This is a genomic window from Pseudomonas alcaligenes, from assembly GCF_041729615.1.
Classification (GTDB): domain Bacteria; phylum Pseudomonadota; class Gammaproteobacteria; order Pseudomonadales; family Pseudomonadaceae; genus Aquipseudomonas; species Aquipseudomonas alcaligenes_B.
On sequence record NZ_CP154874.1, the window covers coordinates 2,986,319 to 3,013,079 of the forward strand.

26 protein-coding genes are annotated in these 26,761 nt (G+C 67.6%); 19 read left to right on the forward strand and 7 right to left on the reverse strand.

The genetic code is table 11. From position 1 onward, the window contains the following. The first annotated feature begins 34 nt into the window (after window positions 1-34). Entirely contained in the window at window positions 35-580 is a 546-nt protein-coding gene (gene orn / locus AAG092_RS14380) for an oligoribonuclease (RefSeq protein ID WP_373387208.1), read from the forward strand. 17 nt (window positions 581-597) lie between these two features. Here the strand turns inward: orn and queG are convergent, their stop codons facing one another. Then, the gene (queG, locus tag AAG092_RS14385) at window positions 598-1,668 is read right to left on the reverse strand and encodes a tRNA epoxyqueuosine(34) reductase QueG (RefSeq protein ID WP_373387209.1); all 1,071 of its coding nucleotides are present in this window, start codon (window positions 1,666-1,668) and stop codon (window positions 598-600) included. Between the two features lie 64 nt (window positions 1,669-1,732). Between queG and AAG092_RS14390 the strand changes: the two genes are divergently transcribed. The 12 genes from AAG092_RS14390 to AAG092_RS14445 all read left to right on the forward strand — a co-directional run bounded on the left by AAG092_RS14390 (window position 1,733) and on the right by AAG092_RS14445 (window position 14,788). After that, the gene (locus AAG092_RS14390) at window positions 1,733-3,223 is read left to right on the forward strand and encodes an NAD(P)H-hydrate dehydratase (RefSeq protein ID WP_373387210.1); all 1,491 of its coding nucleotides are present in this window, start codon (window positions 1,733-1,735) and stop codon (window positions 3,221-3,223) included. After that, complete coding sequence (gene tsaE / locus AAG092_RS14395) at window positions 3,211-3,672, forward strand: tRNA (adenosine(37)-N6)-threonylcarbamoyltransferase complex ATPase subunit type 1 TsaE (protein ID WP_110680722.1); 462 nt, start codon at window positions 3,211-3,213, stop codon at window positions 3,670-3,672. Before AAG092_RS14390 ends, tsaE begins: the two co-directional genes overlap by 13 nt. 16 nt (window positions 3,673-3,688) lie before the next feature. Continuing rightward, the gene (locus AAG092_RS14400) at window positions 3,689-5,137 is read left to right on the forward strand and encodes an N-acetylmuramoyl-L-alanine amidase (RefSeq protein ID WP_373387211.1); all 1,449 of its coding nucleotides are present in this window, start codon (window positions 3,689-3,691) and stop codon (window positions 5,135-5,137) included. After that, entirely contained in the window at window positions 5,134-7,008 is a 1,875-nt protein-coding gene (gene mutL, locus AAG092_RS14405; RefSeq protein WP_373387212.1) for a DNA mismatch repair endonuclease MutL, read from the forward strand. The genes AAG092_RS14400 and mutL overlap by 4 nt, the downstream gene beginning before the upstream one ends. A 158-nt stretch (window positions 7,009-7,166) precedes the next feature. Further along, complete coding sequence (gene miaA / locus AAG092_RS14410) at window positions 7,167-8,138, forward strand: tRNA (adenosine(37)-N6)-dimethylallyltransferase MiaA (RefSeq protein WP_373387213.1); 972 nt, start codon at window positions 7,167-7,169, stop codon at window positions 8,136-8,138. Window positions 8,139-8,237: 99 nt separating this feature from the next. Further along, window positions 8,238-8,492, forward strand: a complete 255-nt coding sequence (gene hfq / locus AAG092_RS14415; RefSeq protein ID WP_110680726.1) for an RNA chaperone Hfq — start codon at window positions 8,238-8,240, stop codon at window positions 8,490-8,492. A 12-nt stretch (window positions 8,493-8,504) separates the two neighbouring features. Beyond that, window positions 8,505-9,806 carry a ribosome rescue GTPase HflX gene (gene hflX, locus AAG092_RS14420; protein ID WP_110680727.1) on the forward strand — a complete coding sequence of 434 codons (1,302 nt, stop codon included), beginning with the start codon at window positions 8,505-8,507 and terminating at the stop codon, window positions 9,804-9,806. A 95-nt stretch (window positions 9,807-9,901) separates the two neighbouring features. Continuing rightward, window positions 9,902-11,050: an FtsH protease activity modulator HflK gene (hflK, locus tag AAG092_RS14425; RefSeq protein WP_373387214.1), complete on the forward strand. Its 1,149-nt coding sequence runs from the start codon at window positions 9,902-9,904 to the stop codon at window positions 11,048-11,050. Beyond that, entirely contained in the window at window positions 11,050-11,919 is an 870-nt protein-coding gene (gene hflC, locus AAG092_RS14430) for a protease modulator HflC (protein WP_110680729.1), read from the forward strand. Before hflK ends, hflC begins: the two co-directional genes overlap by 1 nt. 110 nt (window positions 11,920-12,029) lie before the next feature. Then, a complete protein-coding gene (locus AAG092_RS14435) occupies window positions 12,030-12,215 on the forward strand; it encodes a DUF2065 domain-containing protein (RefSeq protein ID WP_373387215.1) in 186 nt (61 codons plus the stop codon). Window positions 12,216-12,249: 34 nt separating this feature from the next. Next, window positions 12,250-13,437, forward strand: a complete 1,188-nt coding sequence (locus AAG092_RS14440) for an ATP phosphoribosyltransferase regulatory subunit (RefSeq protein WP_373387216.1) — start codon at window positions 12,250-12,252, stop codon at window positions 13,435-13,437. A gap of 55 nt (window positions 13,438-13,492) precedes the next feature. Further along, complete coding sequence (locus AAG092_RS14445) at window positions 13,493-14,788, forward strand: adenylosuccinate synthase (protein WP_373387217.1); 1,296 nt, start codon at window positions 13,493-13,495, stop codon at window positions 14,786-14,788. Between the two features lie 120 nt (window positions 14,789-14,908). Here AAG092_RS14445 and ppa read toward each other — a convergent pair whose 3' ends face one another. The 6 genes from ppa to AAG092_RS14475 all read right to left on the reverse strand — a co-directional run bounded on the left by ppa (window position 14,909) and on the right by AAG092_RS14475 (window position 21,097). After that, window positions 14,909-15,436, reverse strand: a complete 528-nt coding sequence (gene ppa / locus AAG092_RS14450; protein ID WP_110683960.1) for an inorganic diphosphatase — start codon at window positions 15,434-15,436, stop codon at window positions 14,909-14,911. Between the two features lie 78 nt (window positions 15,437-15,514). Continuing rightward, window positions 15,515-16,333, reverse strand: coding sequence for a zinc-dependent peptidase (locus tag AAG092_RS14455; protein ID WP_373387218.1), 819 nt, complete (start codon window positions 16,331-16,333; stop codon window positions 15,515-15,517). Between the two features lie 49 nt (window positions 16,334-16,382). Continuing rightward, entirely contained in the window at window positions 16,383-16,835 is a 453-nt protein-coding gene (locus tag AAG092_RS14460; RefSeq protein ID WP_110683958.1) for an N-acetyltransferase, read from the reverse strand. A 170-nt stretch (window positions 16,836-17,005) separates the two neighbouring features. Then, on the reverse strand, window positions 17,006-18,166 hold the full coding sequence (locus AAG092_RS14465; RefSeq protein WP_373387219.1) for an iron-containing alcohol dehydrogenase: 1,161 nt from the start codon (window positions 18,164-18,166) through the stop codon (window positions 17,006-17,008). A 132-nt stretch (window positions 18,167-18,298) separates the two neighbouring features. Next, window positions 18,299-19,687 carry an aldehyde dehydrogenase family protein gene (locus tag AAG092_RS14470; protein ID WP_373387220.1) on the reverse strand — a complete coding sequence of 463 codons (1,389 nt, stop codon included), beginning with the start codon at window positions 19,685-19,687 and terminating at the stop codon, window positions 18,299-18,301. 42 nt (window positions 19,688-19,729) lie between these two features. After that, the gene (locus AAG092_RS14475; protein ID WP_373387221.1) at window positions 19,730-21,097 is read right to left on the reverse strand and encodes a glutamine synthetase family protein; all 1,368 of its coding nucleotides are present in this window, start codon (window positions 21,095-21,097) and stop codon (window positions 19,730-19,732) included. 200 nt (window positions 21,098-21,297) lie between these two features. On the opposite strand from AAG092_RS14475, the gene mpl reads away from it, so the two are divergent. The 6 genes from mpl (at window position 21,298) to AAG092_RS14505 (ending at window position 26,755) form a co-directional block, all read left to right on the forward strand. After that, entirely contained in the window at window positions 21,298-22,650 is a 1,353-nt protein-coding gene (gene mpl, locus AAG092_RS14480) for a UDP-N-acetylmuramate:L-alanyl-gamma-D-glutamyl-meso-diaminopimelate ligase (protein WP_373387222.1), read from the forward strand. Between the two features lie 76 nt (window positions 22,651-22,726). After that, complete coding sequence (ubiX, locus tag AAG092_RS14485) at window positions 22,727-23,356, forward strand: flavin prenyltransferase UbiX (protein WP_373387223.1); 630 nt, start codon at window positions 22,727-22,729, stop codon at window positions 23,354-23,356. Next, the gene (locus AAG092_RS14490) at window positions 23,349-23,636 is read left to right on the forward strand and encodes a YceK/YidQ family lipoprotein (RefSeq protein ID WP_373387224.1); all 288 of its coding nucleotides are present in this window, start codon (window positions 23,349-23,351) and stop codon (window positions 23,634-23,636) included. Before ubiX ends, AAG092_RS14490 begins: the two co-directional genes overlap by 8 nt. Window positions 23,637-23,767: 131 nt before the next feature. Beyond that, a complete protein-coding gene (locus AAG092_RS14495; protein WP_110683951.1) occupies window positions 23,768-24,277 on the forward strand; it encodes a TRAP transporter small permease subunit in 510 nt (169 codons plus the stop codon). Next, complete coding sequence (locus AAG092_RS14500) at window positions 24,274-25,599, forward strand: TRAP transporter large permease subunit (protein ID WP_373387225.1); 1,326 nt, start codon at window positions 24,274-24,276, stop codon at window positions 25,597-25,599. Before AAG092_RS14495 ends, AAG092_RS14500 begins: the two co-directional genes overlap by 4 nt. 112 nt (window positions 25,600-25,711) lie before the next feature. After that, window positions 25,712-26,755, forward strand: coding sequence for a TRAP transporter substrate-binding protein (locus AAG092_RS14505; protein ID WP_373387226.1), 1,044 nt, complete (start codon window positions 25,712-25,714; stop codon window positions 26,753-26,755). Window positions 26,756-26,761: the final 6 nt, after the last annotated feature.

Below are 26,761 nucleotides of genomic sequence, written 5' to 3' on the forward strand. Positions count from 1 at the left end.
CTAAACTGCCGGCATTCGCAGAGGAGCAGAGAGCATGCCGCAGAATCCCAACAACCTGATCTGGATCGACCTGGAAATGACCGGGCTGGAGCCGGAGCGGGACGTGATCATCGAGATCGCCACCATAGTCACCGACAGCGATCTCAATGTGCTGGCCGAAGGGCCGGTGATCGCCGTGCACCAGAGCGATGCGGTGCTGGCCGGGATGGACGAGTGGAACACCCGCACCCATGGCGAGAGCGGGCTGACCCGGCGGGTGCGCGAGAGCACCATCGACACCGCGGCGGCCGAGGCGCAGACCATCGCCTTCCTCGAGCAGTGGGTGCCCAAGGGCAAGTCGCCGATCTGCGGCAACAGCATCGGCCAGGACCGGCGCTTCCTCTACAAGTACATGCCGGCGCTGGAGGCCTACTTCCACTATCGCTACCTGGATGTGTCGACCCTGAAGATCCTCGCCGGCATGTGGGCGCCGCAGGTCAGGGACAGCTTCCAGAAGCAGGGCACCCACCAGGCGCTGGACGACATCCGCGAGTCCATCGCCGAGCTCAGGCACTACCGCGAGCACTTCCTGAAAGTGTGAGATGGCCCAAGTCCCGCCTAGCGCGGGCCTTTTTCATGGCGCGCCAGCGCCCACTCGACATGTTCGCGCACCAGGGCGGACGGATGCTCGCGCCTCGCCTGCAGGGCTTCGAGCACCGGGATGGTCGAGGGTGCATTGCCCAGGCCCACGGCCAGGTTGCGCAACCAGCGCTCGTAGCCGGCGCGACGTAGCGGCGAGCCTTCGGTGCGGGCCAGGAATTCCTCTTCGCTCCACAGGAACAGCTCGGCCAGGCCGCCGCTGTCCAGGCCGTGGCGCGGCCGGAAGTCGGACTGCTCGGTGGGGCGGGCGAAGCGGTTCCACGGGCAGACGATCTGGCAATCGTCACAGCCGAACACGCGGTTGCCGATCGGCGCGCGCAGCTCCTCGGGGATCGGTCCCTTGAGCTCGATGGTGAGATACGAGATGCAGCGCCGCGCGTCCAGCACATAGGGGCCGACGAAGGCCTGGGTCGGGCAGATGTCCAGGCAGGCCGAGCAGCGCCCGCAGTGCTCGCTGCCGTGCGGCGCATCCAGCGGCAGCGGGATATCGACGAACAGCTCGCCGAGGAAGAACCAGCTGCCGGCCTTGCGGTTGATGACCAGGGTGTTCTTGCCGATCCAGCCGAGGCCGGCTTGCTCGGCGATAGCCTTCTCCAGCACCGGCGCGCTGTCGACGAAGGCGCGGTAGCCGAACGGGCCTATGGCGCTCTGGATGCGTTCGGCCAGCTGCTGCAGGCGCTTGCGCACCAGCTTGTGGTAGTCGCGGCCCAGGGCGTAGCGCGACACGTAGGCGCTTTCCGGTTCGGCCAGGCGCTCGGCCATCCGGGTATCGCCGGGCAGGTAGTCCATGCGCAGCGACACCACCCGCAATGTGCCGGGCACCAGTTCATCGGGGTGCGAGCGTTTCGAGCCATGGGCGGCCATGTAGTCCATCTCGCCCTGGTAGCCGGCCTCCAGCCAGCGCTGCAGGTGCGCCCCGTGCTCGCCCAGCTCGATCCCGGTGATGCCCACCTGCTGGAAGCCCAGCTCGCGGCCCCAGTCCTTGATGGACTGCGCCAGTTGCGCGAGATCGGGGAGGGAGTCGGACATGACGGGGCGGCGAGGCAGGGGAGATGGGTATAATTCTGCCAGACCTCGCCCGAATCGCCGAACCATGTCCGATCCCTTGCCCCTTCCTCTCTACAGTGCCGCCCAGGTGCGCGACCTGGATGCCCGCCTGATCGCCGCCGGTACGCCCGGCTTCGAGCTGATGCAGCGCGCCGCCCATGCCACCTGGCGTGCCCTGCGCCGGCGCTGGCCGCAGGCCGGCGAAATCAGCGTGCTGGCCGGCGCCGGCAATAACGCCGGCGACGGCTACCTGATCGCCGAGCTGGCGCAGCGCGCCGGCTGGGCTGTGCGCGTGCTGGCCGTCGGTGCACCGGAAAAGCTGCAGGGCGATGCCGCCGCGGCCCGCGACGCGGCGCTGGCCGCCGGCGTGGTGGTCGAGGCCTGGGGCGAAGACACCGAGCTGCGCGGGGTGCTGGTCGATGCCCTGCTGGGCACTGGTTTTGCCGGCGAACTGCGGCCCCATTACGCCCAGGCTGTCGAGGCGATCAACGGCGCTGGCCTGCCGGTGCTGGCGGTGGATATACCGACCGGGCTACATGCCGATACCGGCTGCGTGGCGGAGCGGGCGGTGCGCGCCGACCTGACCGTGACCTTCATCGGCCTGAAGCTCGGCCTGTTCACCGGCGATGCGCCGGACTGGGTCGGCGAACTGCTGTTCGACGACCTGCAGGCCGACCCGGCGCTGGTCGCCCGGCAGCCCCATGTCGCCCTGCGCCTGGCCGGTGAAGCGCTGCCGCGGCTGGCGCCGCGCGCCCGCACGGCGCACAAGGGCAGTTTCGGCCAGGTGCTGGTGATCGGCGGCGACCGCGGCTTCGGCGGTGCCGCCCTGCTCAGTGCCGAAAGCGCCCTGCGCGGTGGCGCCGGCCTGGTATCCCTGGCCACCCGCCCCGAGCACCTGGCCGCCAGCCTGGCCCGACTGCCCGAAGTGATGTGCCAGCCCACCGAGTCCACCTACCAGCTGCCCGGCCTGTGCCAGCGCGCCGACGTGCTGGTGGTCGGCCCCGGCCTCGGCCAGCAGGCCTGGGGCCGCAGCCTGCTCAGCGCGGCGGCGGCCAGCGCGCGGCCGCAGGTGTGGGATGCCGACGCCCTCAACCTGCTGGCGACGGGCTGCGTCGAGCTGCCGGCCGACAGCCTGATCACTCCGCATCCCGGCGAGGCGGCGCGCCTGCTCGGCGTCACCACCGCCGCCGTGCAGGCCGATCGCCCGGCGGCGGCCCTGGCCCTGGCGCAGAAGTACCAGGCGGTGGTGGTGCTCAAGGGGGCCGGCAGCCTGGTGGCTGCGCCGGATGGCCGCCTGCGCCTGTGCGATCACGGCCATCCGGCCATGGCCGGCGCCGGCCTGGGCGATGTGCTGGCCGGCCTGCTTGGCGCGCTGCGCGCGCAGGGGCTTGAGGCGTTCGAGGCGGCCTGCCTGGGCGTCTGGCTGCACGCCAGCGCCGGCCAGCGCCTGGGTGCACAGGGCCGCGGCCTGGCGGCCAGCGACCTGATTCCGACCATTCGTCAGCTGCTGGAGGAGCATGCGCCATGTCTGCAGTGACCCTGACCCGCTACGCCGAAGGCGAGGACGCCATGCTCGAGCTGGGTGCGCGCCTCGCCCGGGCCACCGGCGGTCGTGGGGTGATCTACCTGCACGGCGACCTGGGCGCCGGCAAGACCACCCTGTCGCGCGGCATTCTGCGCGGCCTGGGCCATGGCGGGGCGGTGAAGAGCCCGACCTTCACCCTGGTCGAGCCCTACGAACTGGGCGAGGCGCGGGTCTACCACTTCGACCTGTACCGCCTGGCCGACCCCGAGGAGCTGGAGTTTCTCGGCATCCGCGACTATTTCGAGGGCGACGCCCTGTGCCTGATCGAGTGGCCGCAGCGCGGCGTCGGCGTTTTGCCAAAGGCGGACCTGGACATTACCATTAGCCCGCAAGGAGTCGGCCGTGCGCTGCAGTTGCAGCCACATAGCGCGCGGGCCGAGGCGTGGTGTGCTGCCTTATAAGAGTCTGTATATAAAAATGGGGAAGGCTATGCGCATGCGGGCGCTGTTCAGTGGGGTGGGGCTGATGTTGGCGGCCTTCGCTGCCGACGTGCTGGCCGCCACGGAAATCCGCAGCGTGCGCCTGTGGCGCGCACCCGACAACACCCGCCTGGTCTTCGACCTGTCCGGGCCGGTGCAGCACAGCGTGTTCACCCTGGCTGCGCCCAACCGCATCGTCATCGACGTCAATGGTGCCCAGCTGTCCACCCGCCTGGACCAGCTGTCGCTGAGCAACACGCCGATCACCGGAGTGCGCTCGGCGCAGCGTTCGCCGACCGACCTGCGCCTGGTGCTCGACCTCTCTGCCAGCGTCACGCCGAAGAGCTTCAGCCTGGCTCCCAACCAGCAGTACGGTCATCGCCTGGTGGTCGACCTGTTCGACCAGGAAGCCGGCGCCGTGCCGGGTGCTCCGCAGGCGCCGCAGGCCAGCCAGCCGCCGGTCGCCAACACCGTGCCGCCGGTGGCGTCCGCTCCCGCACAGCCGAGCAAGCTGCCACCGGTGCCGGGCGGCAAGCGTGACATCGTCATCGCCATCGACGCCGGGCACGGCGGCGAGGACCCCGGTGCCCTCGGCCCGGGCCGCAAGCTCTACGAGAAGAACGTGACCCTGGCCATTTCCAAGGAGCTGCAGCGGCAGATCAACGCCGAGAAGGGCTTCCGCGCCGAGCTGGTGCGTACCGGCGACTACTTCATCCCGCTGCGCAAGCGCACCGAGATCGCGCGCAAGAAGGGCGCCGACCTGTTCGTTTCCATCCATGCCGACGCCGCGCCGCGCGCCGCCGCCTTCGGCGCCTCGGTGTATGCCCTGTCCGAGCGCGGCGCCACCTCCGAGACCGCGCGCTGGCTGGCCGATGCCGAGAACCAGTCCGACCTGATCGGCGGCGCCGGCAACGTCAGCCTGGACGACAAGGACCGCATGCTCGCCGGCGTGCTGCTCGACCTGTCGATGACCGCCTCGCTGTCGTCCAGCCTGAACGTCGGGCAGAAAGTGCTGAGCAACATGGGGCACATCACCCCGCTGCACAAGCGCCGCGTCGAGCAGGCCGGTTTCATGGTGCTGAAGTCCCCGGACATCCCGTCGATCCTGGTGGAAACCGGCTTCATCTCCAATCCCAACGAGGCCAAGAAACTCTCCACCATCAGTCATCAGCAGGCCCTGGCGCGCTCGATCACCGCCGGTGTGCGGCAGTTCTTCCAGCAGAATCCGCCGCCCGGCACCTACATCGCCTGGCTGCGCGACTCCGGCAAGATCGCCCCCGGCCCGCGCGAGCACGTGGTCAGCTCCGGCGAGAGCCTGGCCCTGATCGCCCAGCGCTACCAGGTCAGTCTGGCTTCGCTGCGCAGCGCCAACTCCCTGAAGAGCGACACCATCAAGGTCGGCCAGACCCTGAGCATCCCGGCGACCGCCCTGGCAGCGCAGCCATGAGCGAGCCGCGGCGCATCCAGCTGCTGAGTCCGCGGCTGGCCAACCAGATCGCCGCCGGCGAAGTGGTCGAGCGGCCGGCCTCGGTGGCCAAGGAGCTGCTGGAGAACAGCCTGGACGCCGGCGCCCGGCGTATCGACGTCGAGGTCGAGCAGGGCGGCATCAAGCTGCTGCGCATCCGCGACGACGGCTCGGGCATCCCGCCGGATGACCTGCCGCTGGCCCTGGCCCGTCATGCCACCAGCAAGATCCGCGAGCTGGAGGACCTGGAGGCGGTGGCCAGCCTGGGCTTCCGTGGCGAGGCGCTGGCCTCGATCAGCTCGGTGGCGCGCCTGACCATGACTTCGCGCACGGCCGATGCCGAGCAGGCCTGGCAGGTGGAGACCGAGGGGCGCGACATGGAGGCGCGGGTGCAGCCCGCGGCGCATCCGGTCGGTACCTCGGTGGAAGTGCGCGACCTGTTCTTCAACACCCCGGCGCGGCGCAAGTTCCTGCGCGCCGAGAAGACCGAGTTCGATCACCTGCAGGAAGTCATCAAGCGCCTGGCCCTGGCCCGCTTCGACGTGGCTTTTCACCTACGCCACAACGGCAAGACGGTGTTCGCCCTGCACGAGGCGCCGGACGAGATCAGCCGTGCGCGCCGGGTGGCCAGCGTCTGCGGCCCGGCCTTCCTCGAACAGGCCCTGCCGATCGAGGTGGAGCGCAGTGGCCTGCGCCTGTGGGGCTGGGTCGGCCTGCCGACCTTCTCGCGCAGCCAGGCCGACCTGCAGTACTTCTACGTCAACGGCCGCATGGTGCGCGACAAGCTGGTCGCCCACGCCGTGCGCCAGGCCTACCGTGACGTGCTGTTCAACGGTCGCCACCCGACCTTCGTGCTGTTCCTCGAGATCGATCCGGGCGTGGTCGACGTCAACGTGCACCCGACCAAGCACGAGGTGCGCTTCCGCGACAGCCGCATGGTTCACGACTTCCTCTATGGCACCCTGCACCGGGCGCTCGGCGAGGTGCGCCCGGAGGACCAGCTGGCGGCGCCAGCGGCGGTGCAGCAGATCGTCCGGCCGAGCGGCCTGGCTGCCGGCGAGTTCGGTCCCCAGGGCGAGATGGGCCTGGCCGCCCAGGTGCTGGAGCGGCCCGCGGTCGAGCCCTCCGTGTGGCGTTCGCCGGGTGCCGGCTATCAAGCACCGCGAGCGCAGCCGGCCATCCCCCAGGCCGAGGCCCAGGGTGCCTACCGCGAATACTTCGCGCCGCTACCCGAGCAGCCGGTCGCGCTGCCGCAGAGCCAGGGCGACATCCCGCCGCTGGGCTACGCCCTGGCCCAGCTCAAGGGTGTATACATCCTCGCCGAGAATGCCCAGGGCATGGTGCTGGTGGACATGCACGCGGCCCACGAGCGCATCACCTACGAACGCCTGAAGAGTGCCATGGCCTGCGAGGGCCTGCGTGGCCAGCCGCTGCTGGTGCCCGAGACCCTCGCCCTGAGCCAGCGCGAGGCCGATTGTGCCGAGGAGCATGCGCAGTGGTTCCAGCGCCTCGGTTTCGAGCTGCAGCGCCTGGGCGAGGAGAGCCTGGCGATTCGCCAGATTCCGGCCCTGCTCAAGCAGGCCGAGGCCACCCAGCTGGTGCGCGACGTACTCGCCGACCTGCTGGAGTACGGCACTAGCGACCGCATCCAGGCCCATCTCAACGAGCTGCTGGCGACCATGGCCTGCCACGGCGCGGTGCGTGCCAATCGGCGCCTGACCCTGCCGGAGATGAACGCCCTGCTGCGCGACATGGAGCAGACCGAGCGCAGCGGCCAGTGCAACCACGGCCGGCCGACCTGGACCCAGCTGGGCATGGACGATCTGGACAAGCTGTTCCTGCGCGGCCGCTGAAGTCGCTCCCCCAATCGCTGCGTTAAAAATCGGTTCGGAATGCTCATTTACAGCGAGTAAACTGCGTTTCCTCACCGATCTTGACCAGCCGAAGGCGGTTGCTGTGTAGCGCCTTGCCTGGGCTGCACTCGCGACGCTTGGAGAGCGATTTCAGAGTTATGACCGAGCGCCTGCCCCCCGCCATCTTCCTGATGGGCCCGACCGCCGCCGGCAAGACCGATCTGGCCCTGGCCCTGGCCGATGCGTTGCCCTGCGAGCTGATCAGCGTCGATTCGGCGTTGATCTACCGCGGCATGGATATCGGCACGGCCAAGCCGGACAAGGCCACGCTGGCGCGTTATCCGCATCGCCTGATCGATATCCGCGATCCGGCCGAGAGCTACTCGGCGGCGGAGTTTCGCGCCGATGCCCTGGCCGCCATGGCCGAGATCAGTGCGCGCGGGCGCATCCCGCTGCTGGTGGGCGGCACCATGCTGTATTACAAGGCGTTGCTGGAGGGGTTGGCGGACATGCCCAGCGCCGATCCGGCGGTACGTGCCGAGCTGGAGGCCTGGGCCGCGGCCGAGGGCTGGGAGGCGTTGCACCGGGAGCTGGCGCGCATCGACCCGGAGTCGGCGGCGCGCATCCATCCCAATGATCCGCAGCGCCTGACCCGGGCGCTGGAGGTACAACGGGTCAGCGGCCTGAGCATGAGCGAGCACCGTCGGCGCCAGGCGGCGCAAAATAGCGGGCCAGAGGCGCCCGGCGCCGGCCATTTCCCTTATACTGTGGCGCAATTCGCCATAGCTCCGGTCGAGCGCAGGGTGCTGCATGAGCGCATCGCGCAGCGTTTTCGCCTGATGCTGGAACAGGGCTTCGTCGAAGAGGTCGAAGCGTTGCGCCTGCGGGGTGACCTGCATGCGGGACTGCCGTCGATCCGCGCGGTGGGCTATCGCCAGGTATGGGATTACCTGGACGGGCGCCTGAGCCGCGAGGACATGGCGGGGCGGGGCATCATCGCCACGCGCCAGCTGGCCAAGCGCCAGTTCACCTGGCTGCGCGGCTGGGACAAGCTGCATTGGCTGGACAGCCAGGCCGATGACAATCTGGCGCTCGCCTTGAAATACCTACAGACGGTCTCCATATTGTGATGAGACCCGTCTATTCGCCGTCTATCCTTGGCTTTTGGGGCTGATACGGCATAAGCCATCTTTGCTTTACTACATTTGACACCTTAAGGAGTGCGGCACATGTCAAAAGGGCATTCGCTACAAGACCCTTACCTGAATACCCTGCGTAAGGAACGCGTACCGGTTTCCATCTATCTGGTGAACGGCATCAAGCTGCAGGGCCAGATCGAATCCTTCGACCAGTTCGTGATTTTGCTGAAGAACACTGTCAGCCAGATGGTCTACAAGCACGCCATTTCCACCGTGGTGCCGAGCCGTCCGGTGCGCCTGCCCAGTGCTTCCGAAGGCGAGCAGGTCGAGCCGGGCAACGCCTGATAGGAGCCTGACTTGTTCTTCGAGCGTCACGGCGGTGGTGAACGGGCCATCCTTGTCCATCTGGAAGGCAGCAACCCCGAGGCGGCCGAAGACCCGCAGGAGTTCCAGGATCTCGCGCTGTCTGCCGGCGCGGACATGGTGGCGCTGGTCACCGTGCCGCGCCACATGCCCACGGCCAAGTTCCTGATCGGCAGCGGCAAGGTCGAGGAGTTGCGCGACCTAGTCAGGGAGTCCGAGGCCGAGCTGGTCATCTTCAACCACACCCTCACGCCCAGCCAGGAACGCAACCTGGAGCGGGTGTTCGAGTGTCGTGTGCTCGACCGCACCGGCCTGATCCTCGACATCTTTGCCCAGCGCGCGCGAACCCACGAAGGTAAGCTGCAGGTCGAGCTGGCTCAGCTCGACCATATGAGCACCCGCCTGGTGCGCGGCTGGACCCACCTGGAGCGGCAAAAGGGCGGTATCGGCCTGCGCGGCCCGGGTGAAACCCAGCTGGAAACCGACCGCCGCCTGCTTCGCGTGCGCATTCGCCAGATCAAGCAGAAGCTGGAGAAGGTGCGCAGCCAGCGCGAGCAGGCCCGCCGTGGTCGTCGCCGCGCGGATATTCCCTCGGTTTCGCTGGTCGGCTACACCAACGCCGGCAAATCCACCCTGTTCAATGCGCTGACCACTTCCGCGGTCTACGCCGCCGACCAGCTGTTCGCCACCCTCGACCCGACCTTGCGCCGTCTCGAGCTGGACGACCTGGGGCCGGTGGTGCTGGCCGATACCGTGGGCTTCATCCGTCACCTGCCGCACAAGCTGGTCGAGGCCTTCCGTGCCACGCTGGAAGAGTCGAGCAACTCCGACCTGCTGTTGCACGTGATCGACTCCCATGAGCCGGAGCGCGACCAGCAGATCGAGCAGGTCATGGCCGTGCTCGGCGAGATCGGCGCCAACGAGCTGCCGATGCTCGAGGTGTACAACAAGATCGACCTGGTCGAGGGCGTCGAGCCGCAGATCCAGCGTGACGGCGACGGCAAGCCCGAACGGGTATGGCTGTCGGCGCGCGATGGCAAGGGCCTGGAGTTGCTGCGCCAGGCGGTCGCCGAGTTGCTCGGCGAGGACCTGTTCGTCGGCACCCTGCGTCTGCCGCAGCGTCTGGGGCGCCTGCGGGCGCAGTTCTTCGAGCTCAATGCGGTGCAGAGCGAAGCGCACGACGAGAAGGGCGACACGCTGCTGGCGATCCGTCTGCCGCGTGCCGAGCTCAATCGCCTGGTCAGTCGCGAAGGGCTGAAGCCGCAGGACTTCCTCGCGCAACACACTTTGCAATAAAGCCCGTGCCGCCGTTTTTGCGGCGGTTCGGGTGCTTCGGTAGCATGGGCTGGCGCGCCGTTGGCGCGTCTTCGCTTTATCAGATGGAGAGCGCTATGGCTTGGAATGAGCCGGGTGGCAACTCGAACAACCAGGATCCCTGGGGCGGCCGCAAGGGCGGTGGACGCCAGGGCCCGCCGGACCTCGACGAAGCCTTCCGCAAACTGCAGGAGAGCCTCAACGGCATCTTCGGCGGCGGCAAGAAACGCGATGGTGATGGCCAGGGCGGTGGCTGGGGCATGCTCGGCATCGGTGCCGCGCTGCTGGTGGCCGTGTGGCTGTGGAACGCGGTGTACATCGTCGACGCCCAGGAGCAGGCGGTGATCCTGCGCCTCGGCAAGTACCAGGAAACTGTCGGCCAGGGTCTGAACATCTACTTCCCGCCCTTCGAGAAGAAGTTCCAGGAGAACGTGACCCGCGAGCGCTCCTTCTCCAAGGAAGGGCAGATGCTCACCGAGGACGAGAACATCGTCGAGGTGCCGCTGACCGTGCAGTACAAGATCAGCAACCTCAAGGACTTCGTGCTCAACGTCGATGCCCCCGAGGTCAGCCTGCAGCATGCCACCGAGAGTGCCCTGCGCCACGTCGCCGGCTCCACCTCGATGGACGAGGTGATCACCCTCGGCCGCGAGCAGATGGGCCAGGAAGTCAGCAAGCGCCTGCAGGGCTTCCTCGACGACTACGGCACCGGCATCACCGTCACCCAGGTCAACATCCAGCGCGCCACGGCTCCGGCCGAGGTCAAGGATGCCTTCGACGACGTGATTCGTGCCCGCGAGGACGAGCAGCGCGAGAAGAACCAGGCCGAGACCTACGCCAACGGCGTGGTGCCCGAGGCCCGCGGCCAGGCCCAGCGCATCATCGAGGACGCCAACGGCTACCGCGACGAGGTGGTGGCCCGCGCCCAGGGTGAGGCCGATCGCTTCAGCAAGCTGGTGACCGAGTACCGCAAGGCGCCCGAGGTCACCCGCCAACGCCTGTACCTGGACACCATGCAGCAGGTCTTCAGCAATACCAGCAAGGTGCTGGTGACCGGCCAGGAAGGGCAGAACAACCTGTTGTACCTGCCACTGGACAAGATGATCGACAACCGTGGCGCCACCGGCGGCAATCAGTCGGGCGCCCCGAGCGCCAGCGGCGAGACCGCTACCCGCATCATCAACACTGTCGAGCGTGGCGATCTGCGTTCTAGGGAGAGCCGCTGATGAGCAACAAGTCGCTGTTTGCCCTGATCGGGGGCGTGCTCTTCGCCATCGTGGCGTGGAATAGCCTGTACATCGTCTACGAGACGGAAAAGGCCGTACTGCTGCAGTTCGGTAAGATCCAGGTGGCCGACGTGAAGCCTGGCCTGCACCTCAAGGTGCCGGTGATGAACCAGGTGCGCAAGTTCGACGCGCGCCTGCTGACCCTGGAGTCGCCGATCCAGCGTGTACTCACCCTGGAGAAGAAGGCGGTGATGGTCGATGCCTTCGCCAAGTGGCGGGTGGCTGACGCCGAACGCTATTACACCGCCACTTCCGGTATCCGCCAGATCGCCGACGACCGCCTGTCGCAGCGCCTGATTACCGCCCTGGCCAACCAGTTCGGTACCCGCACCCTGCATGAGGTGGTGTCCGGCGAGCGCGATGCGCTGATGGCGGCCATCACCAAGTCGCTCAACGGCATGGCGCAGAAGGAGCTGGGCATCGAGGTGGTGGACGTGCGCGTCAAGGCCATCGACCTGCCGAAGGAGGTCTACCGCAGCGTGTTCGACCGCATGAGCTCCGAGCGCGAGCGCGAGGCCCGCGAGCACCGTGCCAAGGGGCGCGAGCTGGCTGAGGGTATTCGCGCCGACGCCGACCGGCAGAAGCGCGTGATCCTTGCCGAAGCCTATCGCGAGGCCGAGGAGATTCGCGGTGACGGCGATGCCAAGGCGGCTTCGATCTACGCGGCCGCCTATGGCCAGGACGCCGAGTTCTACGCCTTCTACCGTAGCCTGGGCGCCTACCGCGACAGCTTCTCGAGCAAGAACGACGTGCTGGTGCTGGATCCGAAGAGCGAATTCTTCCGCTATCTGCAGCAGTCCAAGCCCTGATGGCAGCATCCCGGCGCGGCCGTTCGGCCGCGTCGGGGTGACCTCCGGGGAAAACGTGTTATCATGGGTCAGCCGGGAAAATGCCCGGCTTTTTTGCGTCTGCGGGAATCATGTGGCAGGAACTGGGCATCGCCTTTTGTCTGATGTTGGTGCTGGAAGGCATCCTGCCCTTCCTCTATCCGCGGCGTTGGCGCGGCGCGATCGCGCAACTGGCACAGTTGCCCGACCGTCAGCTGCGCCTCATGGGGCTGGCCAGCATGCTGCTGGGGACCGCCCTCCTGTATCTGCTTCACTGAAGGCTGCCGCCCGTACCGAGAGGGGAATGGCGAAATGGCAACGGTAGACCGCTGGCTCCTGCCAGATGGCATCGAAGAAGTACTGCCGCCGGAAGCGGCACTGATCGAGGCGGCACGCCGCCAGGTGCTGGATCTGTTCCAGCGTTGGGGCTACGAGTTCGTCGTCACCCCGCACATCGAATATCTCGAGTCCCTGCTCACCGGTGCCGGCCAGGACTTGGACCTGCGCACCTTCAAGGTGACCGACCCGCTGTCCGGCCGGCAAATGGGCTTCCGCGCCGACATCACCCCGCAGGTGGCACGGATGGATGCCCACACCCTGCGTCGTGAGGGCCCCAGCCGCCTGTGCTATGCCGGCAGCGTGCTGCACGCCAAGCCGCGCGCCCTGGCCACCTCGCGCAGCCCGATCCAGCTGGGCGCCGAGCTGTACGGCGACGCCAGCCCGGCCAGCGACGTGGAAGTCATCAGCCTGATGCTCGATACCCTGGCCCTGGCCCGCGTGCCGGACGTGCACATGGACCTCGGCCATGTCGGCATCTATCGCGGCCTGGCCCGTGCCGCTGGCCTGTCCGGGGAGACCGAGCAGCAGCTGTTCGACGCCCTGCAGCGCAAGGCGGTGGATGAGGTCGATGCCCTCACCGAGTCCCTGCAACCGCACCTAGCCAGCATGCTGCGCGCCCTGGTCGAGCTGTGCGGCGGCCGCGAGGTGCTGGACCTGGCCCAGGCGGCCCTGGTCGAGGCGCCGGTCGAAGTACATGCCGCGCTGGATCAGCTGGTGGCTATCGCTGACCAGCTGGAGCTGCGCTATCCCGAGCTGCCGCTGTACTTCGACCTCGGCGAGCTGCGCGGCTATCACTATCACACCGGTGTGGTGTTCGCCGCCTTCGTGCCGGGCGTCGGCCAGTCCATCGCCCAGGGCGGCCGCTACGACGACGTCGGCGGCAATTTCGGCCGGGCGCGTCCGGCCACCGGTTTTTCCACCGACCTGAAGACCCTGGTCACCCTCGGTGACATGCAGGTCGAGGCGCCGGCCGCCGGTGTGTGGGCGCCGGATCACCACGACCTGTACCTGTGGCAGGCCGTACAGCGCCTGCGTGGTGAAGGGGTGCGCGTAGTCCAGGCCCTGCCCGGACAGGATGTGAGCGCGGCGGGCGAGGCGGGCTGCGACCGCCAGCTGCAGCTGCGCGACGGACGTTGGCAAGTGGCGCCGCTGGCGTCCTGACGAGTTTTCCGCCGGCTGCGGCCGGCATCGAGCTTCCGAATAGAGGACAAGTGTTATGGGTAAGAATGTCGTGGTCCTGGGCACCCAGTGGGGTGATGAGGGCAAGGGCAAGATCGTCGACCTGCTGACCGAGCAGGCCGCCGCGGTAGTGCGCTATCAGGGCGGCCACAACGCCGGCCATACCCTGGTCATCGACGGCGAGAAGACCGTGCTGCACCTGATCCCGTCCGGCATCCTGCGCGAAGGCGTGCGCTGCCTGATCGGCAACGGTGTGGTGGTCGCCCCCGACGCCCTGATGCGCGAGATCACCAAGCTGGAAGAGAAGGGCGTGCCGGTGCGCGAGCGCCTGCGCATCAGCCCGTCCTGCCCGCTGATCCTGTCCTACCACGTGGCCCTCGACCAGGCCCGCGAGAAGGCCCGTGGCGACGCCAAGATCGGCACCACCGGTCGCGGCATCGGCCCGGCCTACGAAGACAAGGTGGCCCGTCGCGGCCTGCGCATCGGCGACCTGTTCCATCGCGAGCGCTTCGCTTCCAAGCTGGGCGAGCTGCTGGACTACCACAACTTCGTGCTGGTCAATTACTACAAGGAGCCGGCCATCGACTTCCAGGCCACCCTGGACGAGTGCATGGCCTACGCCGAGCAGCTGCGCCCGATGATGACCGACGTCACCGCCGAGCTGCACGAGCTGCGGCGCGCCGACAAGGACATCATGTTCGAGGGCGCCCAGGGCTCGCTGCTGGACATCGACCACGGCACCTACCCCTACGTCACCAGCTCCAACACCACCGCCGGCGGTACCGCCACCGGTTCCGGTTTCGGCCCGCTGTACCTGGACTACATCCTCGGCATCACCAAGGCCTACACCACCCGCGTCGGCTCCGGCCCGTTCCCCACCGAGCTGTTCGACGAGACCGGCGCCTTCCTGGCCAAGCGCGGCCACGAGTTCGGCTCCACTACCGGTCGCGCCCGTCGCTGCGGCTGGTTTGACGCCGTGATCCTGCGCCGCGCCATCGAGATCAACAGCATCTCCGGCCTGTGCCTGACCAAGCTGGACGTACTCGACGGCCTGGATACCATCCGCATCTGCACCGGCTACAAGGACGCCGCCGGCAAGCTGCTGGTCGACGCGCCGACCGACGCCGACAGCTACATCGGCCTGCAGCCGGTGTACGAGGAAATGCCTGGCTGGAGCGAGTCGACCCTGGGCGCCAAGACCCTGGAAGAGCTGCCGGCCAACGCCCGCGCCTACATCAAGCGCGTGGAGGAGCTGGTCGCTGCGCCGATCGACATCATCTCCACCGGCCCGGACCGCAACGAGACCATCGTCCTGCGCCATCCGTTCGCCTGATCCTGCCGTAACGGAAAAGGCCGCCTCGAGCGGCCTTTTTTGTGGGCACGATTTCTGCGGGGCAAATCGCAGGCAATAAAAAGGCCGGCTTGTGGCCGGCCTTCAGGGGGTGGTGTTGGCTTACTTCTGGTATGCCGCTACCGCCTTCAGAATCATTTGGCGAGCGGCGTCGGCGCCTGCCCAGCCTTCGACCTTGACCCACTTGCCCTTCTCCAGATCCTTGTAGTTCTCGAAGAAGTGCTTGATCTGCTCCAGCAGCAGGGCCGGCAGGTCGGTGTATTCCTGCACGTCCTTGTACAGCACGCTCAGCTTGTCGTGCGGCACGGCGACCAGCTTGGCGTCGCCGCCGGCTTCGTCGCTCATGTTCAGCACGCCGACCGGGCGGCAGCGGATGACCGAACCCGGGGCGACCGGGTAGGGGGTCACGACCAGCACGTCGAGGGGGTCGCCGTCGTCGGCCAGGGTGTGCGGGATGAAGCCGTAGTTGGCCGGGTAGAACATCGGGGTGGCCATGAAGCGATCGACGAATAGGCAGTCGGTGTCGTGATCGATTTCGTACTTGATCGGCGCGTGGTTGGCCGGAATCTCGATGGCGACGTAGATGTCGTTCGGCACGTCTTTGCCGGCCGGAACTTTGCTGTAGCTCATGGGCGACTCCCCTGGGGTGGGCCAAAAAAAGTGGGCGGATTATAGGCACATTCCCCAGGCGTTACTATGCCTGGTCGATTATCCGTTGGTCGTGTCGCGGTAATCAGGGTGGTTTTGCTGCAGGGCCCGCAGGCGTGCCAGCGGGTCCTGGCGGTAGAAGACCTGCAGCTGCTGATAGACGGCCGGGAAGGCTGCGGCCAGCAGGTCCGGGGCGGTGAAGAAGTATTCGCTGGTGACGGCGAAGAATTCCGCCGGGTTCTCGGCGGCATAGGGGTCGATGGCGGTCTCGGCCTCGGGGTCGGCGTCGAGGATGGCGTTGAGGCCATCGTAGGCCGCCTGCATGGCGGTGGCCCAGTCCTGGATGCGCATGTCGCGGTGCAGCGGCGGCAGGCCGTTGGCGTCGCCATTGAGCATGTCCAGCTTGTGCGCCAGCTCGTGGATCACCAGGTTGTAGGCATCCCAGCCGCCACTGCTCTGCACGCCGGGCCAGGCGAGGATCACCGGGCCCTGCTGCCAGGCCTCGCCGCTGCGCTCGTCGTCCCACTCGTGCTCGACGCCGGCGGCATCGCGATGGCGCTGCGGGCTGACGAAGTCGTCCGGGTACAGGACGATCTCGTGGAAGCCCTGGTACCAGTCCAGATCGGCCAGGTGCAGCAGCGGCAGCTCGGCCTGGGCGGCCAGAGTCAGGCGATCAATTTCATCCAGCTCGATGCCGGGCAGGCTGGTCAGGCGCTTGCAGTGCAGGAACAGCACGGCGCGCTGGAACAGGCGCTGCTCCTCGGCCTCGGCGAGGCCGTCGAGGATCGGCAGACGGGCGCGCACCGCCTGCCAGTGCTGGGTGGTGTAGGGCGAACGGGAGAGGATGCGCCGGCGGCGCCAGGCGCGGAACGACCACATGCGGAATGCTCGGCAGCAGGCCGGGGCAGGGGGGCTGCCCCGACGGCGCTCAGTCGCCCAGTTCCAGAGTGTAGTTCTTGAATTTCTCGTCTTCGCGGAAGCCGATGGACTCGTAGGTCTTCTGCGCCACCACGTTGTCCACGCTGGTAGCCACGCGTAGGCGCACGGCGTTGGTTTCCTTGGCCATCTGCTTGGCGGTCTGCAGCAGGCGGTCGGCGACCAGCATGCGCCGGGCGTCCTCGGCCACATAGATGTCGTTGAGAATCCATACGCGCTTGAGCGACAGCGAGGAGTAGCTGGGGAACAGCTGGCAGTAGCCGAGCAGCTTGTCCTCGTCGTCCGCCAGGGCCAGGTAGATCACCGATTCCTTGCGCTTGATGCGGGTCTCGAGGAACTTGCGCGACGAGTCCGGGAAGGGCAGCTGGCCATAGAATTCGCGGTACTTGATGAACAGCGGGGTCAGCAGGTCCAGGTGCTCCAGGGTGGCTTGGACAATGCGCATGGCGGGCCTCGGCGTCTGTGGACTGATGTGGATGGCACTGCAGATGCTGTGCCAGCGGTCAGTTCGATGCTGCCCAAACCGGCTGGAAAGCGCAATCCAAGCAAGCGTTTGATTTTGCATGGCGCCCGCCGTCCACCGCGCCCGCCGCTCTGCGGCGGGGTCTGGCGATGTCACAGGGTGCCGTGCAGGGCGGCACTGAAGATCGCGGCGGTGTCGGTTTCCTGCAGTGGCCTGGGGTTGCCGCCCGCGGAAGGGTCGACCACGGCCATCTGGGCGATCTGCGCGCTGCGCTGGTCATCCACCCCGAGACCGGCCAGGGTATGCGGCACGCCGCTGTCCTCGCGCAGGCGCATGACCAGGTCGAGGAAGCTGGCGAAGCCGGGATTGGCCAGGCCGAGATAAGCCGCCAGGCGGGTGATGCGTTCCTCGATCACGCCGCGGTTGAACTGCAGCACGTAGGGCATCAGCACCGCGTTGGTCATGCCGTGGTGGGTGTCGTACAGCGCACCGATCGGGTGCGCCAGGGCGTGCATGCCGCCCAGGCCCTTCTGGAAGGCGGTGGCGCCCATGGCGGCGGCGGCCAGCATGTCGGCGCGCGCATCGAGATCGTCGGGCTGGCGCACGGCGCGGATCAGCGATTGCTGCACCAGGCGCATGCCCTCCACCGCGATGCCGTCGGCCAGCGGGTGGAAGCCCGGCGCGCAGTAGGCTTCCAGGCAGTGCGAGAAGGCGTCCATGCCGGTGCCGGCGGTGACCCAGGCGGGCATGCCAACGGTCAGCTCGGGATCGCTGATGACGATCTTCGGCATCATCTGCGGGTGGAAGATGATGCGCTTGGTGTGGGTGCGCTCGTCGGTGAGGATGCCGGCGCGGCCGACTTCCGAGCCGGTGCCGGCGGTAGTCGGCACGGCGATGATCGGGGCGATGCCCTTCGGGTCGGCGCGGGTCCACCAGTCGCCGACATCCTCATAGTCCCAGACCGGGCGCGCCTGGCCGCTCATGAAGGCGATCAGCTTGCCCATGTCCAGGCCGCTGCCGCCGCCGAAGGCGACCACGCCGTCGTGCTTGCCGGCGTGGTAGGCGGCCAGGCCGGCGTCGAGGTTGGCGCCCACCGGATTGGGCTTGAGATCGCTGAAGATCGCTGCGCCGAGGCCGGCGGCCTTGAGCGAGTCGAGGGCGGCGCTGGTGATCGGTGCGCTGGCCAGGCCGCGATCGGTGACCAGCAGCGGGCGCTGCATGCCCAGGCTCTGGCACAGCGCCGGCAGCTCCTTGATGCGCCCGGCGCCGAAGCGCACCGAGGTGGGGTAGTTCCAGTTGGCGGTCTTGCTCATGGCACACTCCTTGTTGGGTTTGGGTAGCCCGGATGCAATCCGGGGCTGGGCCATCCCGGATTGCATCCGGGCTACAGGGGCGTTGTTCGCGGAGCTCGCTCCTACAGACAGCTGCTGGCGCTCGCCATGACCTCAGAGCTGGTGGCGCAGATGGAACGACTTGGGCCGGGTCAGGTGCTCGTAGCCCAGGCGCGACAGGGTGGCGCCGCGCCCGGTGTGCTTGACCCCGGTCCAGGCCAGGGCCGGGTCGAGGTAGTCGCAGCGGTTCATGAACACGGTGCCGGTCTCCAGTTGGCCGCCGAGGCGCTCGGCGGCGTCCAGATCGCTGCTCCAGATGGCCGCGCTGAGACCATAGGGGCTGTCGTTCATCAGGGCGATGGCCTCGGCGTCGCCGGCCACCGGCATGATGCCGACCACCGGGCCGAAGCTTTCCTCGCGCATCACTGCCATCTCGTGGTCGACCTGTACCAGCACCTGCGGCGCCATGTAGGGCGTGCCGGGGGCGTCGGCGGCGAAGCTCTTCGCGTCGATCAGTGCCCGCGCGCCCTTGGCGGTAGCCTGGGCGATCTGCCCGCGGACGAACTCGGCGGCTTGGGCGCGCACCAGCGGGCCGAGGGTGGTGGCCTGGCCCAGCGGGTTGCCCAGCACGTACTGGCGAGTCAGTTCGACGAAGCCTTCGACGAAGGCCGGGTAGAGCTTGTGGTCGACGTAGATGCGCTCGATGCCGCAGCAGCTCTGCCCGGAATTGAAGAAGCTGCCGTCGACCAGGTTCTCCACCGCGTGGGCCAGGTCGGCATCGGCGCGCACGTAGGCCGGGTCCTTGCCGCCCAGCTCCAGGCCGACGCCGATGAAGTGGCCGGCGGCGGCGCTCTCCATCATCTGCCCGCCTTCCACCGAGCCGGTGAAGTTGACCTGCTGCACCTGCCCGGAGGCGATCAGCGCGCCGGTCTGGCCGTGGTCCAGCACCAGGTTGTGGAACAGTCCGTCCGGCAGGTCGGCGCGGGCGAAGGCCTGGGCGAAGCGCTCGCCGACCAGCAGGGTCTGGCTGGCGTGCTTGAGCAGCACGGCGTTGCCGGCCATCAGTGCCGGGATGATGGCGTTCACTGCCGTCAGGTAGGGGTAGTTCCACGGCGCGATGACCAGCACGGTGCCCAGTGGCTCGCGGCGGATGAAGCGGCGAAAACCCTCACGGGGCTCGGGCAGCACATCGGCCAGGGCGCTCTCGGCGATGCCGATCATGTAGCGTGCGCGCTCCTCGAAGCCGCGCAGCTCGCCGGCGCCGAAGCGCACCGGGCGGCCCATCTGCCAGGCCAGCTCGGGGACTATCTCGTCCTGCATCGCCAGCATGGCCTCCACCGCCTTCAGGCAGTAGCCGGCGCGCTGGGCGATGGAGAGTTCGCGCCAGGCGCGCTGGGCTTCCTGGGCCTGGTGCAGGACCTGTTCCAGTTGGTGGCTGCCGATGATGGCCCGCTCGGCGTAGAGGCTGCCGTCGACCGGCGAGATCAGGCGGATATGGTTCATGCTCGATAGGACTCCTGTGATCGTCCCTCCCCCGAGGGAAGGTCAGTAGCGCTCGAAGCCGCGGCGCAGTTCCCAGTCGGTCACCCGGCGGTCGTATTCGGATTGTTCCCAGCGCGCGGTGTGCAGGTAGTGCTCGACCACCTCGTCGCCGAAGGCCGCACGCAACATGTGCGACTGCTCCAGGGCGCTGGTGGCGCCTCGCAGGGTCTTGGCCACCTCGGGCAGCTCGTCGTGCTCGTAGGCATCGCCGGAGAAGGGCGGCGGCAGCTCCAGCTGTTCGTCGATGCCGGCCAGGCCGGCGGCGATCAGCGCGGCGAAGGCCAGGTAGGGGTTGAGGTCGGCACCGCCGATGCGGCATTCGATGCGGATGCCCTTGCCGCCCTCGCCGCACAGGCGAAAGCCCGCGGTACGATTGTCGTTGCTCCACACCGCGCGGGTGGGGGCGAAGGTGCCGGCCTGGAAGCGCTTGTAGGAGTTGATGTAGGGGGCGAGGAAATAGGTGATGTCGCCGGCGTACTTGAGCTGGCCGGCCACCCACTGGCGCATCAGCTTGGACATGCCGAACTCGGCCTTGGCGTTGAAGAACAGCGGCTTGTTGCCCTTCAGGCTCCACAGCGAGTTGTGGATATGGCTGCTGGAGCCGGCCAGGTTGTAGTTCCACTTGGCCATGAAGGTGATGGCCTTGCCCTGCAGCAGGGCGATCTCCTTGCAGGCGTGCTTGATGATGCTGTGGCTGTCGGCCATGGTCAGCGCGTCGGCATAGCGCACGTTGATCTCTTCCTGGCCCGGACCCCATTCGCCCTTGGAGTTTTCCACGGCGATGCCGGCCGCCTGCAGGTGCTTGCGGATGGCGCGCAGCACCGGCTCGTCGCGGATGGTCTGCAGGATGCCGTAGTCCTCGATGTGGTAGTTGGCCGTGCGCGGCTCGCGGTAGTGCTGGGCGTGGATGCTCTCGTAGCTCTGGTCGAACAGGTAGAACTCCAGTTCGGAGGCGAACATGCCCTGGTAGCCGCGCTCGGTGAGGCGGGCGATCTGCCGCTTGAGGATGCCGCGCGGGCTGTGCGGCAGGTCCTGGTGGTGGTGGTCCTGCACGTCGCACAGCACCAGGGCGGTACCTTCCAGCCAGGGCACCAGGCGCATGGTGGAGAGGTCGGGCTTGAACACGAAATCGCCGTAGCCGCGCTTCCAGCTGGCTGCGGCGTAGCCGGGCACCGGCTCCATGTCGATGTCGTCGGCTAGCAGGTAGTCGCAGCCGTGGGTTTCCTCGTGGGCGCTGTCGAGGAAGAACTCGACCTGGAAGCGCTTGCCGATCAGACGGCCCTGCATGTCGACCATGCAGGCCAGGACGGTGTCGACGCTGCCGGCTTCGGCCAGCTGGCGCAGTCGGGCAAGGGTGAGCGGGGCGGTCATCCGTAGTACTCCCATCCGGACCTTCTGTGGTCCTTGGTTCTTGTTGTCGGGAATCGGGCCGGTACGGCCGGCTGCCTTTGACTCTAGACGAAATTTCAGCAGCGTCCGGAACCGCCGGCACGGGGCCTCAGTCCGATTGCGCTGTGCTAACCTGCGGCCAATTTCGCCCCGGTCCACGGGCCGGTATCCAGAGGTCATCCATGCATATCCACATCCTCGGCATCTGCGGCACCTTCATGGGGTCGCTGGCCGTGCTGGCCAAGGAGCTTGGCCATCGCGTCACTGGTTCCGACGCCAACGTCTACCCGCCCATGAGCACCCAGCTCGAAGCCCAGGGCATCGAACTGATGCAGGGCTACGACCCGGCCCACCTGCAGCCGGCGCCGGACCTGGTGGTGGTCGGCAATGCCCTGAGCCGCGGCAACCCGGCGGTCGAGTACGTGCTCAACCAGGGCCTGCCCTACGAGTCCGGCCCGCAGTGGCTGGCCGACCACGTGCTGCAGGGGCGCTGGGTGCTGGCCGCCGCCGGTACGCACGGCAAGACCACTACCAGCAGCATGCTGGCCTGGGTGTTGGAGCATGCCGGCATGAGCCCGGGCTTCCTCATCGGCGGCGTGCCGCAGAACTTCGGGGTGTCGGCGCGCCTGGGCGGTACGCCGTTCTTCGTGGTCGAGGCCGACGAATACGACAGCGCCTTCTTCGACAAGCGCAGCAAGTTCGTCCACTACCGTCCGCGCACGGCCATCCTCAATAACCTGGAGTTCGACCACGCGGACATCTTCCCGGACCTGGCGGCCATCGAGCGGCAGTTCCATCACCTGGTGCGCACCGTGCCGGGCGAGGGCCTGATCATCCATCCGCAGGCCGAAGAGGCCCTGGTCCGTGTGATCAAGATGGGCTGCTGGACCCCGGTACAGACCACCGGCGACGGTGGCCAGTGGCAGGCGCGCCTGCTCAGCGAAGACGGCTCGCGCTTCGAGGTGGTGTTCGACGGCAAGGTCGAAGGCGTGGTCGAGTGGGAACTGACCGGCCAGCACAATGTGGCCAACGCCCTGGCCTGCCTGGCGGCGGCGCGGCATGTCGGCGTGGTGCCGGAGCTGGGCATCGCCGGGCTGTCGAGCTTCAAGAGCGTCAAGCGGCGCATGGAAAAGGTCGCGGAAGTGCAGGGCGTGACCCTCTACGACGACTTCGCCCACCACCCGACGGCCATCGCTACCACCCTCGACGGCCTGCGCAAGCGCGTCGGCGCCGCGCAGGTGATCGCGGTGATCGAGCCGCGCTCCAATTCGATGAAGCTCGGTGCCCACCGCGACGGCCTGGCCGACTCCGTGGTGCAGGCCGACCGGGTGTTCTGGTACGCGCCATCGAACCTGGGCTGGGACCTGGCGGCCAGCGTGGCCGGCTCGACGGTGCCGACCGAGGTGTGCGACTCGCTGGAAGCCATCATCGAGGGTGTGAAGGCCGTGGCTGCGCCCGGCACCCAGGTGGTGATCATGAGCAACGGCGGCTTCGGCGGCCTGCATGGCAAGCTGGCGGCGGCGTTGGACAATTAATGCCTGTGTAGCCCGGATGAAAATCCGGGTGGCCCCTCCGGATTGCATCCGGGCTACGGACGAGAGGGAGACTTCGATGAATGGTCCCGAACGCATCACCCTGGCCATGACCGGCGCCTCCGGCGCCCAGTACGGCCTGCGCCTGCTCGACTGCCTGGTGCAGGAAGAGCGCGAAGTGCACTTCCTGATCTCCAAGGCCGCGCAGCTGGTGATGGCCACCGAGACCGACGTGACCCTGCCGGCCAAGCCGCAGGCCATGCAGCAGTTCCTCAGCGAATACACCGGCGCCGCGCCTGGGCAGATCCGCGTGTACGGCAAGGAAGACTGGATGGCCCCGCCGGCCTCCGGCTCCGGCGCGCCCAGTGCCATGGTGGTGGTGCCGTGCTCGACCGGCACCCTCTCGGCCATCGCCACCGGCGCCTGCAACAACCTGATCGAGCGCGCCGCCGACGTGGTACTCAAGGAGCGCCGCCAGCTGATCCTGGTGCCGCGCGAGGCGCCGTACTCCAGCATCCACCTGGAGAACATGCTCAAGCTGTCCAACCTCGGCGTCACCATACTGCCGGCCTCTCCGGGCTTCTATCACCAGCCGCAGACCCTGGACGACCTGGTCGACTTCGTCGTCGCGCGCATCCTCAACTGCCTGAACATCCCCCAGGACATGCTGCCGCGCTGGGGCGAGCACCACCTGCTCAGCGATGAATAGGGCCCTGCTCCTGCTGCTGGCCGGTGCGCTGCTGTCCGGCTGCGCCAGCGTACGCACCCTGGACGCGGCCAAGCCCGGTGCGCCGATCATCTACTCCGGCACGCGCCTGGACTGGTACGCGCTGCAGGGTGGCTGCTGCCCGGTGCAGCGCTTCGGCGCCGAGGCGCCCAGGTATGCCGGGCTCGACCTGCCCGCCAGCGCCCTGCTCGATACCCTGCTGCTGCCTTTCGCCATCGCCGCCGAGCTGGGGGTCGGCCTCGGGGTTTCCGGCGGCCTTTGAGTTTCGCCGCGCGCCCCAGGCGCTAGAGCCTTCGCCGTCGATCAGATGGTCAAATTCTGCGCAGCGAGGGTTGGCATCGGCCAATCCTCGTCTAGGCTGACGAAAAAAATGTCGGCTTCGCAGGCAAGGACATGCATAAGGCAATCCGAGCGTATGTGCGTGCAGTAGACCGGATGAACAGGTTCATCGGGCGCTGCGCCATGTACCTGATTTTCGTCATGCTGGGGGTGTTGCTCTACTCGTCGCTGAGCAAGGCGCTGTTCGAGCCGGCGATCTGGACCCTGGAAACCGCCCAGTTCCTCATGGTCGCCTACTTCCTGCTGGGCGGCGCCTACTCCATGCAGCTCGACGCCCATGTGCGCATGGACCTGCTCTACGGCCGCTGGTCGCCGCGTACCCGCGCCTGGCTGGACGTGCTGACCGTGGCCTTCCTGCTGTTCTACCTGGGCGTGCTGCTGTACGGCGGCATCTCCTCCACCCAGTACGCCATCGAGTACGACGAGACCAGCTACTCCTCCTGGTCGCCGCGCATGGCGCCGATCAAGGTGCTGATGGTGATCGGCATCGCCCTGATGTTGCTGCAGGCCATCGCCATGTTCTTCAAGGACGTGGCGATCATCCGCGGGGAGCGCCTGGAATGAGCTACGAGCTGATCGCCCTGCTGATGTTCTCCTCGATGATGCTCCTGCTGCTCACCGGCAAGCGGGTGTTCGGCGCCATCGGCTTCGTCGCCGCCGCCGCGGCCCTGCTGCTGTGGGGCGACGGCGGCGTCGAGCTGCCGTTCAGCGCGGCGATGAAGCTGATGAAGTGGTACCCGCTGCTGACCCTGCCGATGTTCGTGTTCATGGGCTACATGCTCTCCGAGTCGGGCGTGGCGGACGACCTGTACCGCATGTTCCACGTGTGGATGGGACCGCTGCACGGTGGCCTGGCCATCGGCACCATCGCCCTGATGGTGCTGATCTCGGCGATGAACGGGCTGAGCGTGGCCGGCATGGCCATCGGCGCGACCATCGCCCTGCCCGAACTGCTGCGCCGTGGCTACGACAAGATCATGGTCACCGGAGTGATCCAGGCCGGCAGCTCGCTGGGCATCCTCATCCCGCCCAGCGTGGTGCTGGTGCTGTACGGCATGATCGCCCGCCAGCCGGTGGGCCAGCTGTGGCTGGCCGGGGTGCTGCCAGGCCTGCTGATGGCCGGCCTGTTCGTGCTCTACATCGCCGTGCGCTGCCGCCTGCAGCCGGACATGGGGCCGCCGCTGAGCCCGCAGGAGCGCGCCGAGATCAGCCTGGGCGAGAAGCTGCGCCTGCTGCGTGCGGGGCTGCTGCCGCTGTTCATCTTCGTGTCCATGACCGGGCTGTTCATGCTCGGCATCACCAGCCTGGTGGAAAGCTCGGCGGTCGGCGCCCTGGCCGCTACCCTGGCGGCGCTGGTGCAGGGTCGGCTGACGCGCAAGGTGATGGAGGAGACCCTGCGCAAGACGCTCGGCATCACCTGCATGTTCATGTGGATCATCCTCGCCGCGCTGTGCTTCGGCGCCGTGTTCGACGGCCTCGGCGCGGTCAAGGCGATCGAGGGCTTCTTCGTCGGCGAGCTGGGCCTGGGGCCCTGGGAAATCCTCATCCTGATGCAGCTGTCGTTCATCCTCATGGGCATGTTCCTCGACGACACCGCCATGCTGGTAATCGTCGCGCCGCTCTACGTGCCGCTGGTGGGCAGCCTGGGCTTCGACCTGGTGTGGTACGGCGTGCTCTACACCATCACCTGCCAGATGGCCTACATGACCCCGCCGTTCGGCTACAACCTGTTCCTGATGCGCGCCATGGCCCCGCCCGAGGTGAGCCTGGGCGACATCTACCGCTCGGTCACGCCCTTCGTGGCGATCATGGCGCTGACCCTGGCCCTGGTGATGATCTATCCGCAGATCGCCCTGTGGCTGCCGCAGTGGCACTACGGCGGCTGAGGCAAATTGGATTTCAGGGCGGCGTCCCGGGAGTGTCTGTTGTGCGAGCGCCGGTCTGGGAGAGAGGGGAGACGCAATGGTGCGGCTCCATTCAACGCTTGGAGACGACAGCATGAGTACGAGACGCAAGTTCCTGCAGGGCGCGGCGCTGGCCGGCGGCACTGCAGCCCTGGGCTCGGCGCACATCTATGCCGCGGAGCCGAAGAAGATCACCTGGCGCCTGCAGACCTACGCCGGCCCGGCGCTGGCCGAGCACGTGATCAAGCCTTCGATCGAGGCCTTCAACAAGGTGGCCGAGGGGCAGATGGAGATCCAGCTGTATTTCGCCGACCAGCTGGTGCCCACCGGCGAGCTGTTCCGCGCCATGCAGAAGGGCACCATCGACGCGGTACAGAGCGACGACGACTCGATCGCTGCGCCGGTCGACGTGGCCGTGTTCGGCGGCTACTTCCCCTTCGCCACCCGCTACAGCCTGGACGTGCCGGTGCTGTTCGAGCAGTTCGGCCTGCGGCAGATCTGGGAGGAGGCCTACGGCGAGGTCAAGGGCGTGACCTGGCTCGGCGCCGGTGCCTGGGACCCCTGCCACTTCGCTACGGTCGAGCCGATCAACTCGCTGGCCGACCTCAAGGGCAAGCGGGTGTTCACCTTCCCCACCGCCGGCAAGTTCCTCGCCCGCTTCGGGGTGATCCCGGTGACCCTGCCCTGGGAAGACGTCGAGGTGGCGATCCAGACCGGCGAGCTGGACGGCATCGCCTGGTCCGGCATCACCGAGGACTACACGGTGGGCTGGGCCAACGTCACCAAGTACTTCCTCACCAACAACATCTCCGGTGCCTGGATCGGCTCCTACTTCGCCAACTCGGAGAAGTGGGCGGAAGTGCCGGACAAGCTCAAGGACCTGTTCCGCCTGTGCATGGACAGCTCGCACTACTACCGCCAGCACTGGTACTGGGGCGGCGAGGCCAAGCTGCGGGTCGAAGGCGACAAGCTCAAGCTGACCACCATTCCTGCGGCGGAGTGGAAGACGGTGGAAGACGAGGCGCGCAAGTTCTGGGAGGAGATCGCCAAGACCAGCCCACGCTGTGCCAAGGTGGTGGAGATCTTCAAGCAGTACAACGCGCTGATGGACAAGGCGGGGCCGCCCTACCGCTACTGAGCCGGC

What these genes read in the sequence shown, in the direction of transcription:
- AAG092_RS14400 (WP_373387211.1), top strand. Translation starts at nt 3,689, where the DNA reads ATGGGGAAGGCTATGCGCATGCGGGCGCTGTTCAGTGGGGTGGGGCTG.
- ubiX (WP_373387223.1), top strand. Translation starts at nt 22,727, where the DNA reads ATGAATGGTCCCGAACGCATCACCCTGGCCATGACCGGCGCCTCCGGC.
- AAG092_RS14490 (WP_373387224.1), top strand. Translation starts at nt 23,349, where the DNA reads ATGAATAGGGCCCTGCTCCTGCTGCTGGCCGGTGCGCTGCTGTCCGGC.
- tsaE (WP_110680722.1), top strand. Translation starts at nt 3,211, where the DNA reads ATGTCTGCAGTGACCCTGACCCGCTACGCCGAAGGCGAGGACGCCATG.
- AAG092_RS14440 (WP_373387216.1), top strand. Translation starts at nt 12,250, where the DNA reads ATGGCAACGGTAGACCGCTGGCTCCTGCCAGATGGCATCGAAGAAGTA.
- hfq (WP_110680726.1), top strand. Translation starts at nt 8,238, where the DNA reads ATGTCAAAAGGGCATTCGCTACAAGACCCTTACCTGAATACCCTGCGT.
- AAG092_RS14445 (WP_373387217.1), top strand. Translation starts at nt 13,493, where the DNA reads ATGGGTAAGAATGTCGTGGTCCTGGGCACCCAGTGGGGTGATGAGGGC.
- queG (WP_373387209.1), bottom strand. Translation starts at nt 1,668, where the DNA reads ATGTCCGACTCCCTCCCCGATCTCGCGCAACTGGCGCAGTCCATCAAG.
- AAG092_RS14470 (WP_373387220.1), bottom strand. Translation starts at nt 19,687, where the DNA reads ATGAACCATATCCGCCTGATCTCGCCGGTCGACGGCAGCCTCTACGCC.
- AAG092_RS14455 (WP_373387218.1), bottom strand. Translation starts at nt 16,333, where the DNA reads ATGTGGTCGTTCCGCGCCTGGCGCCGCCGGCGCATCCTCTCCCGTTCG.
- hflC (WP_110680729.1), top strand. Translation starts at nt 11,050, where the DNA reads ATGAGCAACAAGTCGCTGTTTGCCCTGATCGGGGGCGTGCTCTTCGCC.
- orn (WP_373387208.1), top strand. Translation starts at nt 35, where the DNA reads ATGCCGCAGAATCCCAACAACCTGATCTGGATCGACCTGGAAATGACC.
- hflK (WP_373387214.1), top strand. Translation starts at nt 9,902, where the DNA reads ATGGCTTGGAATGAGCCGGGTGGCAACTCGAACAACCAGGATCCCTGG.
- miaA (WP_373387213.1), top strand. Translation starts at nt 7,167, where the DNA reads ATGACCGAGCGCCTGCCCCCCGCCATCTTCCTGATGGGCCCGACCGCC.
- AAG092_RS14505 (WP_373387226.1), top strand. Translation starts at nt 25,712, where the DNA reads ATGAGTACGAGACGCAAGTTCCTGCAGGGCGCGGCGCTGGCCGGCGGC.
- ppa (WP_110683960.1), bottom strand. Translation starts at nt 15,436, where the DNA reads ATGAGCTACAGCAAAGTTCCGGCCGGCAAAGACGTGCCGAACGACATC.
- mutL (WP_373387212.1), top strand. Translation starts at nt 5,134, where the DNA reads ATGAGCGAGCCGCGGCGCATCCAGCTGCTGAGTCCGCGGCTGGCCAAC.
- AAG092_RS14475 (WP_373387221.1), bottom strand. Translation starts at nt 21,097, where the DNA reads ATGACCGCCCCGCTCACCCTTGCCCGACTGCGCCAGCTGGCCGAAGCC.
- AAG092_RS14500 (WP_373387225.1), top strand. Translation starts at nt 24,274, where the DNA reads ATGAGCTACGAGCTGATCGCCCTGCTGATGTTCTCCTCGATGATGCTC.
- mpl (WP_373387222.1), top strand. Translation starts at nt 21,298, where the DNA reads ATGCATATCCACATCCTCGGCATCTGCGGCACCTTCATGGGGTCGCTG.
- AAG092_RS14495 (WP_110683951.1), top strand. Translation starts at nt 23,768, where the DNA reads ATGCATAAGGCAATCCGAGCGTATGTGCGTGCAGTAGACCGGATGAAC.
- AAG092_RS14390 (WP_373387210.1), top strand. Translation starts at nt 1,733, where the DNA reads ATGTCCGATCCCTTGCCCCTTCCTCTCTACAGTGCCGCCCAGGTGCGC.
- AAG092_RS14435 (WP_373387215.1), top strand. Translation starts at nt 12,030, where the DNA reads ATGTGGCAGGAACTGGGCATCGCCTTTTGTCTGATGTTGGTGCTGGAA.
- AAG092_RS14460 (WP_110683958.1), bottom strand. Translation starts at nt 16,835, where the DNA reads ATGCGCATTGTCCAAGCCACCCTGGAGCACCTGGACCTGCTGACCCCG.
- AAG092_RS14465 (WP_373387219.1), bottom strand. Translation starts at nt 18,166, where the DNA reads ATGAGCAAGACCGCCAACTGGAACTACCCCACCTCGGTGCGCTTCGGC.